General features: G+C 38.0%; 19 protein-coding genes and 1 tRNA gene. 2 read left to right on the forward strand and 18 right to left on the reverse strand.

All coding sequences use genetic code 11. From position 1 onward, the window contains the following. Positions 1-3 precede the first annotated feature (3 nt). The 9 genes from T529_RS0104325 to T529_RS0104365 all read right to left on the reverse strand — a co-directional run bounded on the left by T529_RS0104325 (position 4) and on the right by T529_RS0104365 (position 7,161). The gene (locus T529_RS0104325; protein ID WP_033162396.1) at positions 4-816 is read right to left on the reverse strand and encodes a Cof-type HAD-IIB family hydrolase; all 813 of its coding nucleotides are present in this window, start codon (positions 814-816) and stop codon (positions 4-6) included. A 10-nt stretch (positions 817-826) separates the two neighbouring features. After that, positions 827-1,114 (reverse strand): FtsB family cell division protein, encoded by a 288-nt coding sequence (locus tag T529_RS0104330; protein WP_033162397.1) that lies wholly within the window; start codon positions 1,112-1,114, stop codon positions 827-829. A 2-nt stretch (positions 1,115-1,116) separates the two neighbouring features. Continuing rightward, complete coding sequence (locus T529_RS0104335) at positions 1,117-1,380, reverse strand: RNA-binding S4 domain-containing protein (RefSeq protein ID WP_033162398.1); 264 nt, start codon at positions 1,378-1,380, stop codon at positions 1,117-1,119. A gap of 8 nt (positions 1,381-1,388) precedes the next feature. Further along, positions 1,389-2,072 carry a glycerophosphodiester phosphodiesterase family protein gene (locus tag T529_RS0104340; RefSeq protein ID WP_162172987.1) on the reverse strand — a complete coding sequence of 228 codons (684 nt, stop codon included), beginning with the start codon at positions 2,070-2,072 and terminating at the stop codon, positions 1,389-1,391. 71 nt (positions 2,073-2,143) lie between these two features. Continuing rightward, positions 2,144-3,787 carry a putative manganese-dependent inorganic diphosphatase gene (locus tag T529_RS0104345; RefSeq protein ID WP_033162399.1) on the reverse strand — a complete coding sequence of 548 codons (1,644 nt, stop codon included), beginning with the start codon at positions 3,785-3,787 and terminating at the stop codon, positions 2,144-2,146. Between the two features lie 12 nt (positions 3,788-3,799). Then, positions 3,800-4,468, reverse strand: a complete 669-nt coding sequence (locus tag T529_RS0104350; RefSeq protein WP_033162400.1) for a helix-turn-helix transcriptional regulator — start codon at positions 4,466-4,468, stop codon at positions 3,800-3,802. Positions 4,469-4,538: 70 nt separating this feature from the next. Continuing rightward, positions 4,539-4,829, reverse strand: a complete 291-nt coding sequence (locus T529_RS0104355) for a zinc ribbon domain-containing protein (RefSeq protein ID WP_051646845.1) — start codon at positions 4,827-4,829, stop codon at positions 4,539-4,541. Between the two features lie 59 nt (positions 4,830-4,888). Further along, the gene (gltA, locus tag T529_RS0104360; RefSeq protein ID WP_033162401.1) at positions 4,889-6,307 is read right to left on the reverse strand and encodes an NADPH-dependent glutamate synthase; all 1,419 of its coding nucleotides are present in this window, start codon (positions 6,305-6,307) and stop codon (positions 4,889-4,891) included. 2 nt (positions 6,308-6,309) lie between these two features. After that, entirely contained in the window at positions 6,310-7,161 is an 852-nt protein-coding gene (locus T529_RS0104365) for a sulfide/dihydroorotate dehydrogenase-like FAD/NAD-binding protein (RefSeq protein WP_033162402.1), read from the reverse strand. 147 nt (positions 7,162-7,308) lie between these two features. Here T529_RS0104365 and T529_RS0104370 point away from each other — a divergent pair, with 147 nt between their 5' ends. Continuing rightward, a complete protein-coding gene (locus T529_RS0104370; RefSeq protein WP_033162403.1) occupies positions 7,309-8,097 on the forward strand; it encodes a Cof-type HAD-IIB family hydrolase in 789 nt (262 codons plus the stop codon). A 30-nt stretch (positions 8,098-8,127) separates the two neighbouring features. On the opposite strand, the gene T529_RS0104375 is transcribed toward T529_RS0104370, so the two are convergent. From T529_RS0104375 to T529_RS0104410, 8 genes are all read right to left on the reverse strand, one after another. Beyond that, positions 8,128-8,799, reverse strand: coding sequence for an ABC transporter ATP-binding protein (locus T529_RS0104375; protein ID WP_033162404.1), 672 nt, complete (start codon positions 8,797-8,799; stop codon positions 8,128-8,130). A 1-nt stretch (position 8,800) separates the two neighbouring features. Further along, positions 8,801-10,204, reverse strand: coding sequence for an ABC transporter permease (locus T529_RS0104380; RefSeq protein WP_033162405.1), 1,404 nt, complete (start codon positions 10,202-10,204; stop codon positions 8,801-8,803). An 87-nt stretch (positions 10,205-10,291) separates the two neighbouring features. After that, positions 10,292-10,621, reverse strand: a complete 330-nt coding sequence (locus T529_RS0104385; protein WP_033162406.1) for a NusG domain II-containing protein — start codon at positions 10,619-10,621, stop codon at positions 10,292-10,294. A gap of 79 nt (positions 10,622-10,700) precedes the next feature. Next, positions 10,701-13,442, reverse strand: coding sequence for a bifunctional acetaldehyde-CoA/alcohol dehydrogenase (adhE, locus tag T529_RS0104390; protein WP_033162407.1), 2,742 nt, complete (start codon positions 13,440-13,442; stop codon positions 10,701-10,703). A 221-nt stretch (positions 13,443-13,663) separates the two neighbouring features. Beyond that, positions 13,664-16,948: an ATP-binding cassette domain-containing protein gene (locus T529_RS0104395; RefSeq protein ID WP_033162408.1), complete on the reverse strand. Its 3,285-nt coding sequence runs from the start codon at positions 16,946-16,948 to the stop codon at positions 13,664-13,666. A 488-nt stretch (positions 16,949-17,436) separates the two neighbouring features. Continuing rightward, complete coding sequence (gene tpiA, locus T529_RS0104400; RefSeq protein WP_033162409.1) at positions 17,437-18,180, reverse strand: triose-phosphate isomerase; 744 nt, start codon at positions 18,178-18,180, stop codon at positions 17,437-17,439. Between the two features lie 24 nt (positions 18,181-18,204). Continuing rightward, the gene (locus tag T529_RS0104405; RefSeq protein ID WP_033162410.1) at positions 18,205-19,392 is read right to left on the reverse strand and encodes a phosphoglycerate kinase; all 1,188 of its coding nucleotides are present in this window, start codon (positions 19,390-19,392) and stop codon (positions 18,205-18,207) included. Between the two features lie 156 nt (positions 19,393-19,548). Further along, complete coding sequence (locus tag T529_RS0104410; RefSeq protein ID WP_033162411.1) at positions 19,549-20,442, reverse strand: DUF7916 family protein; 894 nt, start codon at positions 20,440-20,442, stop codon at positions 19,549-19,551. A 112-nt stretch (positions 20,443-20,554) separates the two neighbouring features. Here T529_RS0104410 and T529_RS0104415 point away from each other — a divergent pair. Continuing rightward, positions 20,555-20,628 (forward strand) — tRNA-Gly (locus T529_RS0104415). Positions 20,629-20,863: 235 nt separating this feature from the next. Here the strand turns inward: T529_RS0104415 and T529_RS0104420 are convergent. Continuing rightward, positions 20,864-21,107: IS30 family transposase (locus T529_RS0104420; RefSeq protein WP_156032157.1), on the reverse strand; the 244-nt coding region annotated here is incomplete at its 5' end.

Here is a 21,107-nt window from a genome sequence, read left to right on the forward strand (position 1 = left end):
TTTTCAATCCTCAATAAACTTCTCAATAACTTCTTTTACGCTACCTTCAAAATAATCTTTCTCACAGACATAATCAGAGAGAGACTTAATATCATCAAAACTGCTTTGGACGCAACAGCCAACTCCTGCCTTCTTGATCATTGGGACATCATTATAGTTATCACCAATCGCAATGGCATCCTTTAAGTCAATCTTAAGATAATCACATAACCAGCTAATGCCATAGCCTTTATCGATCCCCTTGGCATTCATTTCAATATAGCGATTGCTTGAGAAAGAAAAAGAAACATTTGAGAAATCTTTTTCAAGAATGTTTTTCACATCACGCAAATAATCCATATCTCTTTTCATAAAGAGAATCTTGGCAATCTTTTGACCTTTTAAGACATCAAAATCATACTTATCCATTACTTGAAAAGGTGCTTTCTGGGCTTTCTTACGTTCGATTTCATTCTCATCAGGATGATAGATATAGCAACAATCCAAAGTAAAAACAAGGACGCAGACATCAAGAAAACGCCCCCGTTCAAAAAGCGCCTTAGCAAGCTGTTCTTCTAACCCCTTAAAATGAAGAATACGATTATTTTTATTTTCAATAATCAAGCCACCATTAAAACAAATCGCATATTCCCCTTCTTGATTATATGTTCCTACTTCCTGCAGGATTTCTTGAATCATGTTATATGAACGCCCCGTTGCGACTACGAAACGTACGCCCTTCTGGCGTGCTTTCCTAATAGCTTCTTGATTAAAAGAAGGGACATGGTGATTGACAAGCAATGTTTCATCTAAATCTGAAAATAGAATTTTATACATCATTTTTCTCCTATTCTTCCGGGACGATGACAGCTTTCTCCCCATCTTTTGAGAAGATGTAATTGTCTCTTGCATATCTTACAACATAATCATCGTTATTAAGTTCTTTGACTTCCTGATCAAGATTCTTGCGTTCTTTCTTTAATGCATCACGTTGGACAACTAGCTGTTCATATTGTCTTTTGGCATGAATCATACTGATGACTCTATTCGCCACACTGGTGATCAGAACAATACTTATGAAAATTGCTAGAAAACTGACAATAATCTTGCCCTTGGGCACTCTTTTCTTAGCCATTCCTATTCCTCTTCTCTTTCGCTTTCTTCAATCACTTCATAAAGCTCACTTGCATCATCCTTTAAAACATGCTCAGCAAGCTTCTTCACACGCACCTTTAAAATCGTCCGTCCAAAAGTCACTTCAATAATATCGCCCACCTTCAGCTTTAAGCCTGGCTTTGCAACACGCCCATTCACTTTTACACGACTCGCGTCACTGATCTCCTTAGAAAGCGTTCTTCTCTTTACAATTCTTGAAACTTTAAGAAATTTATCTAATCGCATATTAACCCCTATAATATAAAATCATTCATAAATACAAACATGATATTATTTTCTTTAAAGTATAACAAGTCCTTCTTATTTTTTAAAGTCCATGCACCAACTTTCACTCCGACTTTCTGGTAGTAAAGTAAATCTTTGAACTTTAAAAGAGAATAACGGGCATGAATACCATCAAAGTGATGATCATGAATGATTGTATTTGCTTTCTTTAAGTGGTGCGAGACAATATAACCGCAATAACTTGTAGGTGACAACTTCTTGATTGTATCAAGCTGTGCGATTGATGCACTCGAATAGTATACCTGGCTTTCAAGATGCATACTTGCTACAAGGGCAACAGTCTTTTCCACCGTCCCGCTTAGCGCTTCCTTCTTAATTTCTAAATTCACGATCTTCTTGCTTTCTATGATCAGCTTTAATAAGTCCTCTAAAAGACAGATGGCATAATGGCCATGGTGATCATTATTGAAATTGTATTGCAGCAATTCTTCATAAGTATAATTCGCAAGCTTGCCTTTACCCGTTGATGTTCGATTAATTTTGGCATCATGTAGTAAAACAAGCTGGCCATCCTTGGTCATCTGAACATCTGTCTCAACCCCATCAAACTCACTTTTTAAAGCTTCCTTGAAGGCGACAAGACTATTTTCTGGAAAACGTCTGCTTAAGCCACGATGTGCAAGTGTATACATGCTCTCACCCACTTTCATTGTCATTATACAACCTTATTGCCAAAAGAAAAAAGGAAAGTATGAACTTTCCTTTAAGCTTCGTTGATTGCATTTGTGACAGCTGGAACAACCTGTTTCTTTCTTGAAATAACCCCTGCAAGATTAGCCTGATGGTCATCAAGATGCACTCTAAAGGCATTTTCCACAATCTCAGGACGAGGTCCAGCAACAAAGACTTCACTGCTTGCATTAATGACATCTGTCAACAAGAGAATCGCAACATCAAATTTATTCTCCTGAGCAAGGTTTTCCATATAGGCGAGCATATCTGCTTTATATGGGGCAAAGCCTTCAATATCCATCGTATTTACCTGAGCAATACCAACTTTGGCCTCACCAATATTGAACTTCTTGTAATCCTGATTGAAGATTTCTTCAACACTCTTACCTACCAATGAAGTACCTGCCTTAAACATTGCCATACCATATTCAGCTGGTTCCACACCAACAATATCGGCAAGCTTATAAACAATCTTACGGTCGACATTTGTGCATGTTGGACTTCTGAATAATAATGTATCTGAGATAATGGCAGAAAGCATTAAGCCGGCAATCTCTCTTGGAATTTCAACATCCTCTTCTTCAAACATCTTGGCAATAATTGTACAAGTACAGCCAAGAGGTTCAGCACGGAAGTTTAGTGGACCAACTGTCTGGAAGTCAGCAATACGGTGATGATCAACAACACCGAGAATATCAGCTTCTTCAATACCATCAACAGCCTGTCCTCTTTCATTATGGTCAACGAGGATGATTTTCTTCTTTTCCCCACGGATTACCTGATAACGGGAAATCGTACCTTGAACCTTGCCATTGAGATCAACAACAGGATAGCTACGATATCTTGTATTACTCATCACATCACGTAAGTATTCAACAGTATCATCAGTTGAGAATGTTGTTAGTCCGCCTTTCTGCATGACATATTCAACAGGAATAGCCTGTATAATCTGCTGTGAAGTGACAAAGGTATTATATGGTGTTGAAATAACAGAAACATCATGATCCTTACAAATCTTGACAATTTCTTCATCAACCGCAAAAGCCCCTGTTAAAACAACCAAGCCCACCTTCTTTTCAACTAAGAAGCGGACCATATCAACACGGTCACCACCAATAATAGCTATATCATTTTCTTCAATATAGCCATCTGCATTCTTCTCACTCATGGAAACAATATGAATTGTTCCTTCTACAGTTGTAAGATTCTTTGATAAATAAAGAACATTAGCAGCTAAAGTATCAATAACATTCTCAATTGGTGTATGCGCCTTCTTCAAGACTTCACTATCCCATTTATCCATATAGCCTTCAATGATATTTGAAGCAGAAAGCAAGCCAAGCAGCTTACCATGATCATCTGAGATTGGTGCACTCTTAAGATTTTGTTCCTTCATTAATGACCATGCTGTCTTTAATGTCAGTTCTTTAGAAAAGACAGTCACTTTATCATAATCTAAATCTTCAACCTTCTGTTTAACACTTTTTAAAAGTACTGGACTTTCTACATGAAAGTGTTTTAAGGCATATTCTGTTTCACGGTTGATTTCACCAAGTCTTACTGGTACCGCATTGTATTTTCCAATCTTATTCAATAGATATGAATAAGAAATAGCCGCACAGACTGAATCCGTATCAGGGTTCTTATGTCCGCTGACATATACAATATCACTCATGTATTTTTCCTCCTAAGATTTCTTTAAATAACGATAAATCGTTGGCTCTGAAACATCAAGTTTCTCGGCAACAAGAGCTATAGCTCCCTTCACCTTGAAAGTTCCCCTTTCTTGTAGATACTTGACGACTCTGATTTTTTCATCTACTTTTAATCTTTCAACAAGTACATAAGATGGAATACCCATTTCATTTAAGGCTTCCTTCATGTACTTATCAACCATCTCATCAAGTGGTGACGAGAGGATTTCAATTGGATTTTCGCGTTTGAACTCAACATCAGAATTTTGTGAATCATCCTTGATACCAAGAATCTTACGCAAAGTTACTTCCATATATTTTAAGTCAGTAATATTTGTATTGATACAAAGCATACCAACAGGCATAGTTTTGCCTTCTTGTTTTATGAAATAGGTAGCTGAACGAAGTAGCTTGCCGTCAGGACCGGCAGTCTTATAATTCATTACATAATCATGATCAAGATACTGCTTCGTTTCTAGATAGTGTATTGATAAGTTTGATAACTTTGCGCCAATCGTTCTCCCTGAGATCTTACCGTTCGCAATTGCCACTACTTCCTGATCCTCGCTTGTCAGGTCATGTAAAGCAATTTCTACGTTCTCGCCAAGAGCTTCGCCTAAGAAAGGCACAATTGCAGCGTATGGCTCTAGAAATTTATTCATTTTCATTCTCCTTTACAGCCTCATCTTATCATGATAATAAAATCTTTTCCATGTTTACATTAATAAAAAACTAGTAAAGCCCAAACACCATATTTCCTAGCACAAGTAATACGATATTAACTATCAGTCCCATTAAGCCACCAATTCCGGCACTACGGGCTTTTAAAGGTGATTTCTTATAATAAAATGCATAAAGCACAAAACCAATAATAGGGAACAGGAAACCAATAAGCTGAAACATGTATGATGGTCCATCATTATTGATTGTTTCACCTTGATAAACATCTGGTACTTTCTGGCCACAGTATGGACAGAATTTTGCATCTTCACTAATTTGTTTTCCACAATATGTACAATACATCTATTTCCTCCTTGAGAAATATCATATCAAAAAGAGCTATCTTGCGATAGCCCTAAGTCTTATTTACCTGAAAGTTTTTCATCAATGGCAATTGCTGCCTTTTTACCTGCACCCATGGCTAGGATAACTGTAGCTGCACCAGTTACAGCATCACCACCGGCATAGACAGAATCTCTTGAAGTTTCCATTGTTTCTTCATTGACAATAATGCCACCCCATTTTTGTGTATCAAGACCAGGTGTTGTCTGTCTGATCAATGGGTTAGGTGACTGACCAATTGCAACAATGAACGTACCTGTTTCAATGTCAAATGTATGACCTTCTACTGGTACCGGTCTTCTACGGCCGCTGGCATCAGCTTCCCCTAATTCCATTTCCTGACATGTAATAGACTTAACCCAGCCTTCTTCATCACCATTGACTGCGATTGGATTAGTCAGGAATTTGAACTGAATGCCTTCTTCTTTGGCATGATGAATTTCTTCTTTACGAGCAGGTGCTTCTTCTTCACTACGACGATAAACAATATAAACATTTTCAGCACCTAGACGCTTAGCTGTACGAGCAGCATCCATAGCCACGTTTCCGGCACCAACAACACATACTGTTGGTGAAATCTTAACTGGGGTTGGACGATCAGGGAACATATATCCCTTCATCAGATTCACACGTGTCAAGAATTCATTAGCTGAATAAACACCGTTGAGGTTTTCGCCAGGAATACCCTGGAAACGAGGTAAGCCAGCACCACTGCCAACAAAGACTGCATCATAGCCTGCTTCTTCAAGTTCATCAACAGTAATTGTACGTCCAACAACGACATTTGTTTCAAAATCAACACCATAGTCCGCTACAACATCAGCTTCAGCTTGAACAATTGTCTTAGGAAGACGGAATTCAGGGATACCATATGAAAGGACACCGCCAGTCTTATGTAAAGCTTCAAAAACATGAACATCATAGCCGCGTCTTGCAAGTTCACCAGCACATGTAATACCAGCTGGACCAGACCCTACAACGGCAACCTTCTTGCCATTCTGTTCAATGTGAGGTTTCTTATGTTCACCATGCTCTCTATGATAATCGGCAACAAATCTTTCAAGACGACCAATACCAACTGATTCACAGCCTTTAGCACGTCCTCTGACACATTTACCTTCACACTGGTTTTCCTGTGGACATACACGACCAGTGATTGCAGGTAAGGCATTTTCTTCAGTAATGATTTCATAAGCCTTTTCGAAGTTACCGGCAACAACCTGTTCAATAAAACGTGGAATAGGAACATTAACTGGACATCCTTCCATACAGAAAGGCTTCTTACAATTAAGACATCTTGTTGCTTCTTCCATTGCCATCTCTGGTGTATAACCTAAAGCAACCTCTTCAAAGTTTCTATTTCTTACGTTAGGATCCTGTTCCGGCATCTTAACTTTTTCTTTTGCCATATTTGGCTTTCTTCTTACTGCATCTGCCATGACTATTCAGCTCCTCTCATAAGATCACAAATTCTATCTGCATGTTCATCAACATACTTTTCTTCCTTCTTAAAGAATCTCTGTCGTTCCATTAACTCATCAAAGTCGACATTCAAGCCATCAAAGTCTGGGCCATCAACACAGGCAAACTTTGTCTGACCATCAACAGTAACACGACAGCAGCCACACATACCTGTGCCATCAACCATGATTGGGTTAAGAGATACAGAAGTTGGAATATTATATGGCTTTGTCACTTTTACAACATTCTTCATCATGATGACAGGGCCAATTGCAATAACTTCATCAAACTTAACGCCTTCATCAATTAATTGCTGTAAAACAGTTGTGCCAAATCCCTTAGTACCAAGTTCACCATTATCAGTTGCAATATAAACATGATCACAGAAAGTTTTAAACTTATCAGCCCATAAGACATACTGTGCTTCACGGCCACCAATAATAACATCTACTTTAACGCCTTTTTCAGCTAAAGCTTTAAGCTGTGGATACACTGGAGCAGCACCAATACCACCACATACGCCAACAACACGCTTTAATCCATCGTGGAATTCTGTTGGTCTTCCTAAAGGACCGACAAAGTCTGTCACTTCATCGCCCACTTCAAGCTTTTCAAGCTGTTTTGTAGAGAAGCCAACAGCCTGAACAACAATTGTGATTGTACCTTTTTCACGATCAAAATCACCAATTGTAAGTGGTATTCTTTCACCATCTTCACCAACTCTCAAGATGATAAACTGCCCTGCTTCACACTTACGTGCAACCATTGGGGCTTCAATTTCCATCTCGAAAGCAGCATCATTCAATGTTTCTTTTCTTACTATTTTATACATTTCTTCTACCCTCTTTCCCTTTGGTTAAAATTTTATCATAAAACGCTTTCACGCTCAATGTTTCATATGATTATTAGTCCTAACTAACTTATCTTCTATTGCATTTTCCTGACTGCTTCGCTATATTGTAAAAGTAAAGGAGTCATTATGGACAAGAAAATTATCTTTTTTGATATCGATGGCACACTCGCCGATGAATATACATTTGAAATTCCCACGAGTACCATTCTCGCCATGAAGCAAGCTCAGGCTAATGGACACTTGCTTTTCGTCAATACAGGGCGTGGTTCATGTTTTGTCGAGAAAAGCATTCTCAGTTTGCCCCTCGATGGTATTATCTATGGCTGTGGAACGGAAATAAGCTATCATCATCATACAATCGCTTTTCACCAGTTCTCAAAAGATTTAAGAAAACGTATTATCGCTGCTTCCTACAAATATCACCTGGAAAATATCCTCGAAGGCAATACAGCCATCTATTATCCCAATAAAAAACTGATAGATCCCTTTGTCATTCACCAGCGCCAGCATTATCTTGATGAAGGCTTTCCCGTTCGTACATATGATTTAAATGATGATTGTATTTTCCAGAAAATGGCAACCTGGTATCAGGATGAAAAGGACATCAAAGCGTTCATGAATGAATTCAAAGACGAATTAGCTTTTATCAATCGTAATGGCTTCTATGAAATCCTGCCCAAAGCTTACAATAAAGCAACCGGTATTCAGGAAACAATTGATTATTTACATATCCCTCTTGAAAACACTTTTGCGATTGGTGATTCCACAAATGACTTAACAATGCTGAACTATGTTCATACATCTATTGCCATGGGCAATAGTGCTAAGGAACTCTTTCCTGTTGTTGATTATGTCACAACATCATTGCATGATGATGGCATCTATAATGCTTTGAAGCATTTCCATATCATTTAAAAAGCGTAGGACAATCTGTCTTACGCTTTTTCATACCTCCACTAACTTGCCATCTTCAATTTTCAGACAAACATCCATTTGTCTGGCAAACCCCTGATCATGTGTCACGACTATCACTATACGTTTATCTTGATGGGCAAGCTCAATGAAGTTCTGGATAATCGTTTGTCCTGTAGCATAGTCAAGATTACCCGTTGGTTCATCGGCAAGAATAACCTGAGCATTCTTGGCAATAGCCCTAGCAATGGCAATACGTTGTTGCTGGCCCCCTGAGAGCTTGCGAATATCACGCTTCGCTTCTTGTTCATGAATGCCTAGTCTTCCAAGAATCTTCAAAGCTCTTTCTTTTTTATTAGGCTCTTTAATATGTGCAATATCCATCGCACAGACAATATTCTGATAGGCATTCATATAATTGATGAGATTATAGGATTGAAAGATTAAAGCAATATCATATCTCTGATAATTATTGAATCCCTTTTTTTCTATATTCTCTCCATCATATTCCACATAACCATCACATGGCGCTTCTAGACCACCCATCAGTGATAGCAATGTCGTCTTACCACATCCTGATGGTCCAATAATCGCATAAGTCTTGCCTTTTTCAAAACTATATTCACAATCCTTAAGAATATCAACCCTTAAGCCACCGTCCTGATAATGATAGCTTAAATGATGTAACTGAAATAATGCATCCATACTAACCCTCCTTTTTCATGAGAATTTTACGTGGTGACATCCGCAAGATGGCAAGTGAAGGAAGCAGTATGGCAATCACTACAATCAATACACTAACGCCTGTAACTTCACCAATCACTTCGCCACTTAAGCTAACATCAAGGTCTTTTGTTTTCTGTTGCGGCTGTTGCTCATTATTATTTTTATTTGTCGGAATCTTCATCGTGACTGCTGGTGTATTTGAAGAAGCACTAGCGAGCATATTAGAAATCTTCTTACCGACAAATTGCCCACTGCCTAAAGAAAGCATGAAGGCAAAAGCAACAACTAAGCCCACCTCAATAAGCTGCTGACCAACAATTCTTAGCTTGCTTTCTCCAAGCGACAAGAGAATGCCATATTCATGATATCTTGAACGCAATGCGAGCATAAGCACAAGTGCCATAACGATCCCCCCACCAACAATGACAATCATGACAAAGAGTGAGGCAAACTTATTCATATTCTTCAATGAACCTATTGACATCTGATAAACCTGGTCATTGGCATCCAATGTATACGTATTCCAGTCAACGGATGTCTTCTTGGCAATCTTTTTAAAGGCACTAATATGTGATGAATCATCAAGGGTATAAATGGCACTAGAGATTGTTGTTGTCGATCCATTGAGCTTCTGGGCTGTTTCTAGTGATGAATAAATGGTATTGTAAGGGGACTGACGATTACTCATACCACCAATCTGATTCACCGTTTTAACACGATAAATACCTACTACATTAACTGTTATCATTATTTTATTATTGGAAGAATCTGATGTATAAACGCTAAATGTACTGCCTACTTTTAGGTTATTGTCCGAAGCAAGCTCACTTGAAATGACAACATTATTCGTATGCGCATCACTTTCACTTAGTAAACGACCGGACTTTAAAACATATTGCTTATTCACAAAAGCACTTAATGTTTTCATTGTCGACTGGCCACTGACAGTGAAGTTATTATTGTCCATTGGCCCTAGTTTCTTATTGTCTTGATTGTTTTCTAATTGTTCAGACTGACTGGTAGTCGTTGTAGAAGACATATTGACAGGTTCAATATCATCCGTATCAACAGAGACAGACTGTAAATAATTAACAGATGTCACGTATTTCAGTTTCGATAACTCATTGGCATCACTCACTTTGATAGATATATTGAACTGATCAAGTGCTTCTCCTTTCGAACGATTACTCATTAAGGCTTTCATATTATAAGCCAATGTCACATCACTGCCTAGTGACTGTCTTGTGGCATCCATTGACTTCTTTGTCGCCGTCCTGATTTCTAGTCCTGCCATAACAAGATTGATGATCAAGAAAGCCACACCCAAAAGCAAGATGGTTCTACCCACATTCTTTCTTATGCTCAGCACAGCATTTTTCCACATATCTCACGCCTCCTATAAATTGTATTCTAGAAGGTAAATCTATGAAAAAAGCATCAGGATTATGGGAAATTATCAAAAAAAGACCATTTATACAGTCTCAAAACTTACTGATATGCCATTGGGGGCACAGACAATACTCTTGCTATCCTCACGTTGAATCCAGCCTGTATGGACACAAATCTGATTAGGACAATCCACATCATAAGCACGTGCTTTACCATTCTTGACTTCAAGATGGAATACGCCAACATCACCATGATAGGTATATCTGGCATTCTTTGAAAGATCGATGTGATCAATAATCTTTTTATGATGATAAACAACAAGTTCTTCATGCTTGCTAGACTTTTGATAGAAGTATAAACCCACCCCAATAAATAACAAGCATATGATAATGAATATTTCTTTTCTCTTCATAAAACTCACCTATCTCCATCATACCTTGATTCAATCACAATGCAAAGAAAAAGACTCCCCGAATGGAGAGTCCTTAAAACTATTTCTTTTTAGCTGCGTTTCTTGCATCTCTTTGTTTAGCGAATTCTGGATATAAATCACCATATGGAGTCTGGTAGTCATATGATTCAGTGAAGATTCTTTCCATATCCTTAACCATAGGCATTCTAGGGTTAGCTGGAGTACACTGGTCTTCATAAGCATTCATAGCCATTCTATGGATAGATTCTTTCCATTCAGTTTCACCAATACCCTGAGACTTGATATTTGTAGCACCACCTACAGATACCCATAACTTTTCAACTGCAGTTGCATACATTTCCACACCTTCAGCATCAGTCTTTGGATGTAAGCCGATTAATTCAGCTAATTCTCTATATTTCTTATCAGCTTTATAGTTTTCAATCTTTGGCCATACACCTAACTTAGTAGGAACTGTACCATTGTATCTGATGACATGTGGTAAGATGATACCATTTGCACGACCATGTGGGATATGCCATTCGCCACCAATCTTATGAGCCATTGAGTGGTTCATACCTAAGAAGGCATTAGCGAAAGCCATACCAGCGATACATGCAGCATTATGCATCTTAATTCTTGCTTCAGGATCAGCTTCAAGAACTGACTTCTGTAAGTTTTCAAATACTAACTTAACAGCCTGCTTAGCCCAACCATCAGTATAATCAGATGCGAGTAATGAAACATAGGCTTCTGTTGCATGAGTTAATACGTCGATACCTGTATCAGCAGCAATTGTTGCTGGAACAGACATAGTGAATTCTGGGTCTACAATAGCGATTGTAGGAGTTAATGAGTAGTCAGTTAAGGCATACTTAACATTGTTTCTTGTATCTGTAATGATTGCGAATGGAGTAACTTCGGCACCAGTACCTGATGTTGTAGGAATAGCGACTAATGTAGCCTTCTTACCAAGTTCTGGGAACTTAATTGCACGTTTACGGATATCCATGAATTTCTGTTTGATGTCATCGAAGTTAACTTCTGGATGTTCATACATTAACCACATAACTTTAGCAGCATCCATAGATGAACCACCACCTAAGGCAATGATTGTATCAGGCTGGAAGCTTCTCATTAAGTCAACACCCTTCTGTACAACTTCAAGAGTTGGGTCTGACTGTACATCGAAGAATAATTCAACATCAACTTTATTTCTTCTTCTCTTGATAACGTCTTCAATCTTTGCGACATAGCCAAGGTTATACATACCACGGTCAGTGATAATCATAGCCTTTTCCATTTTTCTCATATCTCTTAAGTATCTAATTGAATTACGTTCGAAGTAGATCTTAGGAGGAAGTTTAACCCACTGCATATTATTGTTACGTCTCCCGATTCTCTTAATATTGAGTAAGTCAGCAGTACTTACGTTATTAGATACTGAGTTATGTCCGTAAGAACCACATCCAAGTGTTAATGATGGTAAGAATGCATTATATACAGAACCAATACCACCAAATGTAGAAGGCGCATTTTCAATAATACGAATAGCTTTTACGCGTTTACCGAATTCTACAGTAATATTATGATCAGTTGTATGGATAGCAGCAGAGTGACCTAAGCCGTTAAATTCAACTGAATCACAAGCTAACTGGATACCTTCATCTGTAGAGTTTGCCTTTTCCATAGCTAATACTGGAGAAAGCTTTTCTCTTGTCATTGGTTCATTCACACCAATTTCCTTACATTCTACAACAATCATCTGTGTATCTTCAGGAACAGTGAAACCAGCCTGAGCAGCAATCCAAGTTGCATCTTTACCAGCTACTGCACCATTTAATCTTGCATTGGCAACATTTTCTGAATAAGCTTCAGCCCCGAACATGAAGTTTTCAAGTTTCTTCTTTTCTTCAGCATTAGCATAATAAACATGATATCTGCCTAATTCTTTTTTGAATTCATTATAGATTTCTTTATCAACAATAACATTCTGTTCAGATGCACAAATCATACCATTATCGAATGTCTTTGAAAGATAAACATCGTTAGCAGCCATTTCCAACTTACATGACTTTTCAACATAAGCAGGAACGTTACCAGCACCTACACCTAAAGCAGGTTTACCACATGAGTAAGCAGCCTTAACCATCGCATTACCACCAGTTGCGAGGATAGTCGCAACACCTGGATGATTCATTAATGCATTTGTTGCATACATTAAGAGGTTATTACCTTTTTCAGATTCTTTTTCCGTATTGCCAATAGACATTGGTAACCACTGGATACAATCTTCTGGAGCACCAGCAGCAACAGCAGCATCTCTCATAACCTTAGCAGCTTCAACAGATGAATCATGTGCACCTGGATGGAATGAGAAGATGATTGGGTTTCTTGTCTTCATGGCAATCAAGCTCTTGAAGATTGCAGTTGAAGTTGGGTTGGTAACTGGTACGATACCACAAACAACACCAACTGGTTCAGCAATTTCAGTAATACCTGTAAGTGGATCTTCATTGATGATACCAACCGTCTTAGTATGACGCATATTGTTTGTGACATATTCACATGCGAATAAGTTCTTTACAGCCTTGTCTTCAAATACCCCACGTCCAGTTTCATCACGAGCAAGTTCTGCAAGATAGCCATGATGATCAAGACCGGCAACTGACATCTTCGCAACAATGTAGTCAACCTGTTCCTGGTCAAATCCTTCAAACTTGTCGAGTGCAACTAAAGCTTTCTTAACTGCTGAATCAACGAATTCATCAATTTGAGCTTCTGTTGCCCATTCTTTCTTTGTGACTGTTTCTTTAGCCATAAATATATCCTCCATTTATTTCTTTGAGAATTAATTCCCAATTACTTTCTGAAACCACTATACATGGTATCTTGTGAAATTTCAATCATGTATTTCATGTAAGCGTTTATAAGTTTTCAGAATTCCTTTTCTGCCTATAGTTTAGCACTTACATTTCGAAAAAACACCATTTTTTAACAACAGATTGTTTCTAAATAAAAAATGGAGCACATGCTCCATTTTTATTCACTACGTAAAGCTGTCACAGGGTCCTTTTTAGCGGCAATACGGCTAGGTATAAAGCCTGCAAGCAATGTCAGAATAACCGAAATACCTATTAGGACAAAACTTGCCTTAACTGGTAAAACCATGACATGAGGTACCTGCATTGTCTTTAAGACATATGCATTGACTGGGAAGGTGATCAGCCATGAAACAAAGATACCAAAGATACCTGAAAGTAGTCCTTCAATAAAAGTTTCGGCATTAAAGATTTTGGAAATATCACCCTTACTAGCTCCTAACGCTCTTAAAATACCAATTTCCTTCGTACGTTCAAGTACGGAAATATAAGTAATAATCGCAATCATAATGGATGAGACAATCAACGATATAGCAACAAAGGCAATCAGTACCGTTGAAATCGTATCAACAATCTTTGTGATATTTTCCGTAACCGTACTAATAAGATCCGTATAAGTTACCTTATCGTTATCATTCTTAGCTTGTTTATTATAGGCTTTAATAAAGCTTTCAACATGTTTTTTCGCATCAAATGAGTTGGGATAAAGGGAAATCTTGCTTGGATCTTCAAGCGTACTATAGCCTAATTTACTCATCATATCTTCATAATTCGTTGGCGTTGTATTATTCATTGAAGCAAGCAAGGCATCAAGTGACTGCTGGTTCAAATTACTAGCAAGTGAACTCTTAATCTTATTGAGATATTCCTGCTCATACTTCTTCATATATGCCTGCAAGTATGTCTTCATATACTTGTCAATAAGCTTTGGATTCTGCTTGAGATATTGTGTCGCATAATTCATCATATACTGATTCATTTGCGCCTGAGAAATATTTGTCCCCAGATTCTTATTCATTAAATCACGCAACTGATTCATATCAACCTTGCTTGGGTCAAACTGCGCTCCGCCATTGGCCTGAACTTGTTGCTTTATATAGTTATTTAAGGCTTCATTGGCCTTCTTGATTTCATCATCCGTCAAATAGTCTTCTAGCTTGCTGGAAGTACTTGTGGACGCAAATACAGCTGTATAGGTCTCATCCTGAGTGACCGTTACACTTCTTAACTGTTTTGAAGTGAAGTAGTTGCCTGCTTGATCCACCCAGCCTACAAAGGTATAACGCACGCCATTTTCATCCGTCCTGATTGGATTGGTTTCTGGGAAGGTTGTAATGGTTGCGCCAGCTTGGTAAGTAGACGATGCAAGAACACTTTCACCGTTTTTAAATGTTACTGTGTACTTGTTATTTGTAACTGGAGGGGAAGGCTGCGGGTTGTCAATCTCTGGTTGTTCAGGAGTTTCTGTCTGTTGAGACGCGTTTGTTTCACCAAGTAATGTAACAGTTGGCTTCATGCTAGATTTAAGCGTCATTGTTGTGGATTGTATATGTGTATTTGTTTTTAAGAGATTATTGTTCATCTTAAAGAAGCTATTTGTCTTACCGCTATTTTCTTCACCAAAGGCTTTATTAGTCATGATATTGATCTTTTTATTAGCTAGCTGAGCAGTGATGGCTTCACTCTTATTTCCAACTTGCATCAAATAGTTTGTCAATTTACGATCATAGCCGACACCACTTGATATTTCCGCATCTTTCTTCGCTCTTAGCACACCAGCAATCTTGACTTCCAAGCCTTCATTAAGATGAGCTTTGAGATAGTCATTATTGGCACTTTGATCGACAAAGACATTATCCTTTTTTTCAAAAAGCTGACTTGGGGCAAAGACACGATAACTCTTCCCAATGACTTCCTTGTAATCAAAGCTATGTTGTGTATCTTCATACTTCTTGCCATCCTGAATAGCCTTGATCATATCATTCATACTATTAATATCCAGCATGCCAAGTGTATAAAGGGTATAGTCTGAAACTTCATTATTCTCTGAAAGCACTAAGACGACTTCATTGTAGTTCTTAGGATAATGCCCAGCTAACAACTTATATTGTTTTTGACGTAAATTCTGACTGCTGACAAGTTCACTCCATGATGAACTCACAGCCCCACTCATACTATATTTCGAAAAGAATGAGTTTGAGGCAAAGGGTGATGACTGTTGTGAGTTTGTTGAAAGCAAGCTTGCCGGTGAGACAGTGACGACCCCGGCCTTTTCATCATTACGATAGACTTTTGGTGTGATATCATAGCTATATTCTATCGCTGAGACATCTTTCTTTAAGTCTTTTTGATGATTATCAAGATAGAGCTTGAATTTATTCAGATTATTGGTTTTGATCATGTCCTTTGTTTCCTGGATGGTATCTCCAACAATATTCTTTGAATAAACAGCTTTCTTATCATGCCCCTTCTTATGCGCATTCTTCTTTTCACGATTCATCATCGCATCTAAATCCACCGCCTGTTTTTCTAGCGTAATGGGATAGGAGCCAAGCATATCTGTCTCCTGAGTACTTATATAGTCATTAACCCCTGAACTTAAAGCTAATATCGCGGCAATGCCAATAATCCCAATACTTCCTGCAAAAGAAGTTAAGGCGGTACGACCTTTTTTGGTCATTAAGTTATTAAGTGATAAACCTAGTGCTGTGGTGAATTTTAATCGAGTATGTTTAAAGCTGGCATTGATATTTTTATTTTTCTTTGTTTCCACAGGATGAGAATCATGAATAATATGCCCGTCCTTGACTTCAACAATACGATTGGCATACTGATGAGCAAGTTCAGGGTTATGCGTCACCATGATAACAAGCTTATCCTTAGCCACCTCTTCCAACAAATCCATCACTTGAATACTTGTTTTGGTATCTAAGGCACCTGTTGGTTCATCCGCTAAGATGATATCTGGATTGTTGATAAGGGCACGGGCAATGGCCACTCTTTGCATCTGACCGCCAGATAACTGATTCGGTCTCTTATGAATATGTTCTTCTAAGCCAACCTTTTTAAGAGCTTCAATCGCTCTTTTCTTACGTTCACTTGGTGATACACCGGACAATGTGAGGGCTAATTCCACATTGGATAAAACGGATTGATGGCCAATAAGATTATAAGCCTGAAAAATAAAGCCGATCTTATTATTACGATAGGCATCCCAGTCTTTATCTTTATAGCGTTTTGTCGAAACACCATTGATGACTAAATCACCATCATCATAGCGATCCAACCCACCAATAATATTCAACAAAGTTGTTTTTCCAGAGCCTGAAGGTCCTAATATAGCCGCAAACTCATTATCACGGAAATTCACAGAAACATCATCAAGGGCAACCTGCGTAAAATTACCGGTAACATATTTCTTTGTGATATGTTTGATTTCAAGCATTCCATTTTCCTCCAACAAAAATATACTAACCAAAGTATAAGAAATTTTATTATTCAAAACAAGAAATGTAATCCGGCCTTTAATGCAATTCCTACTCTTTACACAACTTTAAAAAACAAAGAGCCAAAAGCTCTTAAAACTTCTGGTTCTCAATATGAATATAGAAACAAATCAATTAGTATCTCATAGAAAACCGTCCATGTCCCTCAATCATTTTCCCATTCTTTTGGTAAAACGCTTGAACAGTTTTCTTCCCTTGCTTTGAAGATAGATCATGCCCATTAGCTATATGCCTTACTTAAAGCAAGCAATGCTAAGCCAATGATCCTCAGCCTTTCTTCTGTATCCATTGTTTTTACTCTTCTATCTTAATACTTCTGTGTCATTAGACAATAGCCTAAAAGAAAATGATACAAAGATATAGCTAATGTATCATCACAAATATTATTAAAAAAGACTGAGTCCTAAGACCCAGTCATATTATAGTTTTAGTCTAAAGCAGCAACCATAGCAAGGTATGATTCTTCTTTTAAAGAAGCACCACCTACTAATGCACCATCGATATCAGGCTGTTCTAATAATGCCTTTAATCCTTCAGGTTTTACAGATCCACCATACTGAATTCTTACTTTTTCAGCAGTATCTTCACCATAAAGATCCTTAACGACTGAACGGATATAGCCACAAACATCTTCAGCAATTTCATTAGTAGCTGTCTTACCAGTACCAATAGCCCAGATTGGTTCATAAGCAATAACGATTTCAGCAGCATCAGCAGCTTCTACATCCTTGAATGCAGCAACAGTCTGGTTCTTAACAACATCTTTTGTTTCACCAGCATCATACTGAGCTTCAGATTCACCTACACAAACGATTACTTTGATATCGTTCTTGATAGCCTGTTTAATTTTAGCATTAACTGTTTCATCAGTTTCACCAAACATCTGTCTTCTTTCAGAGTGACCGATGATTGTCCATTCAACGCCTAATTCCTTTAACATAGCTGCAGAAACGTTACCAGTGAATGCACCATGATCTGCCCAATGCATATCTTCAGCAGCAACAATTAAATTCTTTGCAGCTTTAGCAGCCTGTAAATCTGTGAATGGAGTTGCGATACCCCAGTCAGCTTTATCAGAAACTTTGCCATCAACAGCATTAACGAATGCAGTTGTTTCAGCAATAGTCTTGTTCATTTTCCAGTTTCCAACAATAATTGGTTTTCTTGCCATTTTCTTTACTCCTAATATTTTTTATTATTTATCATCTACAGCAGCGATACCAGGTAATACTTTACCTTCCATGTATTCAAGTGAAGCGCCACCACCAGTTGAGATATGAGATACTTTATCCGCAAATCCTAACTGTTTAACAGCCGCAGCTGAATCACCACCACCGATGATTGTATTAGCATCTGGCATATTAGCTAACATTTCACATACAGCTAATGTTCCCTTAGCGAATGGTTCCATTTCGAATACGCCCATAGGACCATTCCAGATAACTGTCTTAGCACCAGCTAAGTTTTCTTTAATTAATTCGATTGACTTAGGACCAATATCTAATCCCATGTAACCTTCAGGTACATTACCTTCAACAGTCTTAATATCACCTTCAGCTGCAAATGCATTATTCACAACAGCATCAACAGGTAATACAAGCTTATCAGCACCTTTTTCTAAGTATGCCTTAGCTAATTCAACCTTATCTTCTTCAACTAATGAGTTACCAACTTCTAAGCCCTTAGCTTTCCAGAAAGTAAACATCATACCGCCACCGATAATAACCTTATCAGCAACCTTTAATAAGTTTTCAATAACACCAATCTTAGAAGAAACCTTAGAACCACCTAAGATAGCTACTAATGGTCTTTCAGGATCAGAAACTGCTTTTCCAATATAAGCGATTTCCTTTTCAAGTAAGAAACCAGCTACAGCAGGATGTAAGTTTGTAGGAATACCTACAGTTGAAGCATGAGCTCTATGTACAGAACCGAATGCATCTTCTACGAATACATCACCAAGAGATGCCCAGTATTTACCTAATTCTGGATCATTCTTAGTTTCACCTTTTTCATAACGTGTATTCTGAACTAAGATAACCTGACCATTTTCAGCATTCTTAATGGCATCTTCTAATTCAGGACCACGTGTTGCATTAACGAACTTAACGTCTCTTCCTAATAATTCAGCTAATCTAGGAGCAACAACAGCCATGTTGTTCTTAGCCTTATCTTCTTCAGTCTTGATCTTACCTAAGTGTGAGAATAATACAACAGCCTTAGGGTTATGTTCCAACAAGTAATTGATTGTTGGTAAAGCTGCAACGATTCTGTTATCATCAGTGATAACTGTTCCATTGTCTTTCATTGGTACGTTGAAGTCAACACGTACAAGGACAGTCTTGCCGGCAACATCAACATCTCTAATAGTTAATTTATCCATTGATTTATTCCTCCATGCCCGTATTATAACACCCATATATAGCCTTTTCAATTGATTTTAGGCTCTCGGAAAAAAGGAATGATAACGTTTTAACATAATTTACAATTCGTTACATTTTTATGTTAATACAAAGAAAAAAAGAAGGCTGAACCTTCTTTAACGACGTATTGATGATGCCATTGTATGATATGTCCAACGCTTGCCTCTAATCGCAATTGATAAAGTCATGATATTCTCTGGTAAGGCAATACCTTGCCAGCCAGCATCACCAATATGTTGGATATCGACACCGCAGCGTTTATTTACAATACCAATCTCTCTCACCGTCTCTTTATCGGCACCTTCCTGTGATGTCCCAATTGAACTTAAGGCCAAAGCACCCTTTCTATGAATGAAGTCACAGGCTGCACGCATTTCTTCTTCACTTAATGATGGTACAGTATTCACAGCTGGAAGCAAGATCACATCAGCTCCTGCTTCAATAAACTTACCAATAGCCTTTAAATCCACGAGTGGCTCATCAACACCAGCTGAATGCATTTTTCCAGCAATGATTAAGCCCGAGAAATACTTTTTGGCATTTTTTATTGCCCTGGCAATAGATTCATTTGTTACGCCTGTGCCTGGATTACCTGTCAGACAGACAAAATTAAAGCCTAGCTGCTGGGCTTTCTTGAAAGTTTCAGCGCTTGCCATTCTGCCTGTCGGAATACGTAAACGTTCTTCCATCATCTTCGCATCAGGATCAACCGGCTCTAAATTACAGCCAACAGGACGACCGATAAGTTTCTTCAATAAAGCAACCGGATTCCCATCCGTCACGACACCGGCAATTTTGGGATTATTACAATCAAAGACATTCAATAAACACAAATCACTCCCAAAGGCTGCTGCTAGTTCAGGATTCGAAACATCTCCAAGTAATGGACTCACCGCAATCACATTCTCACTCATAATAACGCGCCCTTCACAGGCTTTGATTGATTGTTTTAATTCTTCACCATTCATTGCAAGTTTCTCACTTGCAGTGCAATTCAATAATCTTTTCATAAGTAACCTCCACTACTTCTATTATAATATTTCTAGAAATAAGGAAAAGGAAATTACGAAGAATCAAAAAACTTGTCTTTTCAAAAGACATCATTATAATAGTAATTGTAGTGCAGAATTGATTCATCGGTAGAATGCCACCTTCCCAAGGTGGATAGGCGGGTCCGACTCCCGTATTCTGCTCCATGTTTATAAGGAAAGGCTTTGTTTTCAAAGTCTTTTTCTTTTTTTGTCAAGAAATTATGCATATTTCATAAAAGTTCATAAACTATTCATAATTCATCTTTATTATATGAATCACAGGAGGCAAGAATCCTGTAGAAATTTTCCCCAAAATATAATAAGTAAAAAAACATAAGTTTCTCCCCTATAACACTTATGTTTTTTTATTGTTGATGATTTGTCAAATTAAGTGCAACACCTACGATGAGTTACCCAGTAATTCTTCTTTAGGTGTTTTATATTTTATGCATTTACGTGGCCTGTTATTCAGTAAATTCAGATTCTTTTTCAGTTCCTCCGGGTCCACTTCGGATAGATCCATCCCTTTAGGATAAAACTCCCGCAGTAATCCGTTCGTATTCTCATTGGTTCCTTTTTGCCAGGCACAGTAGGGATCACAGAAATAGGTTTTGCATCCTAATGCTGCTTCGATCTTTTCATAC

Source organism: Sharpea azabuensis DSM 18934 (assembly GCF_000702165.1).
Taxonomy (GTDB): domain Bacteria; phylum Bacillota_I; class Bacilli_A; order Erysipelotrichales; family Coprobacillaceae; genus Sharpea; species Sharpea azabuensis.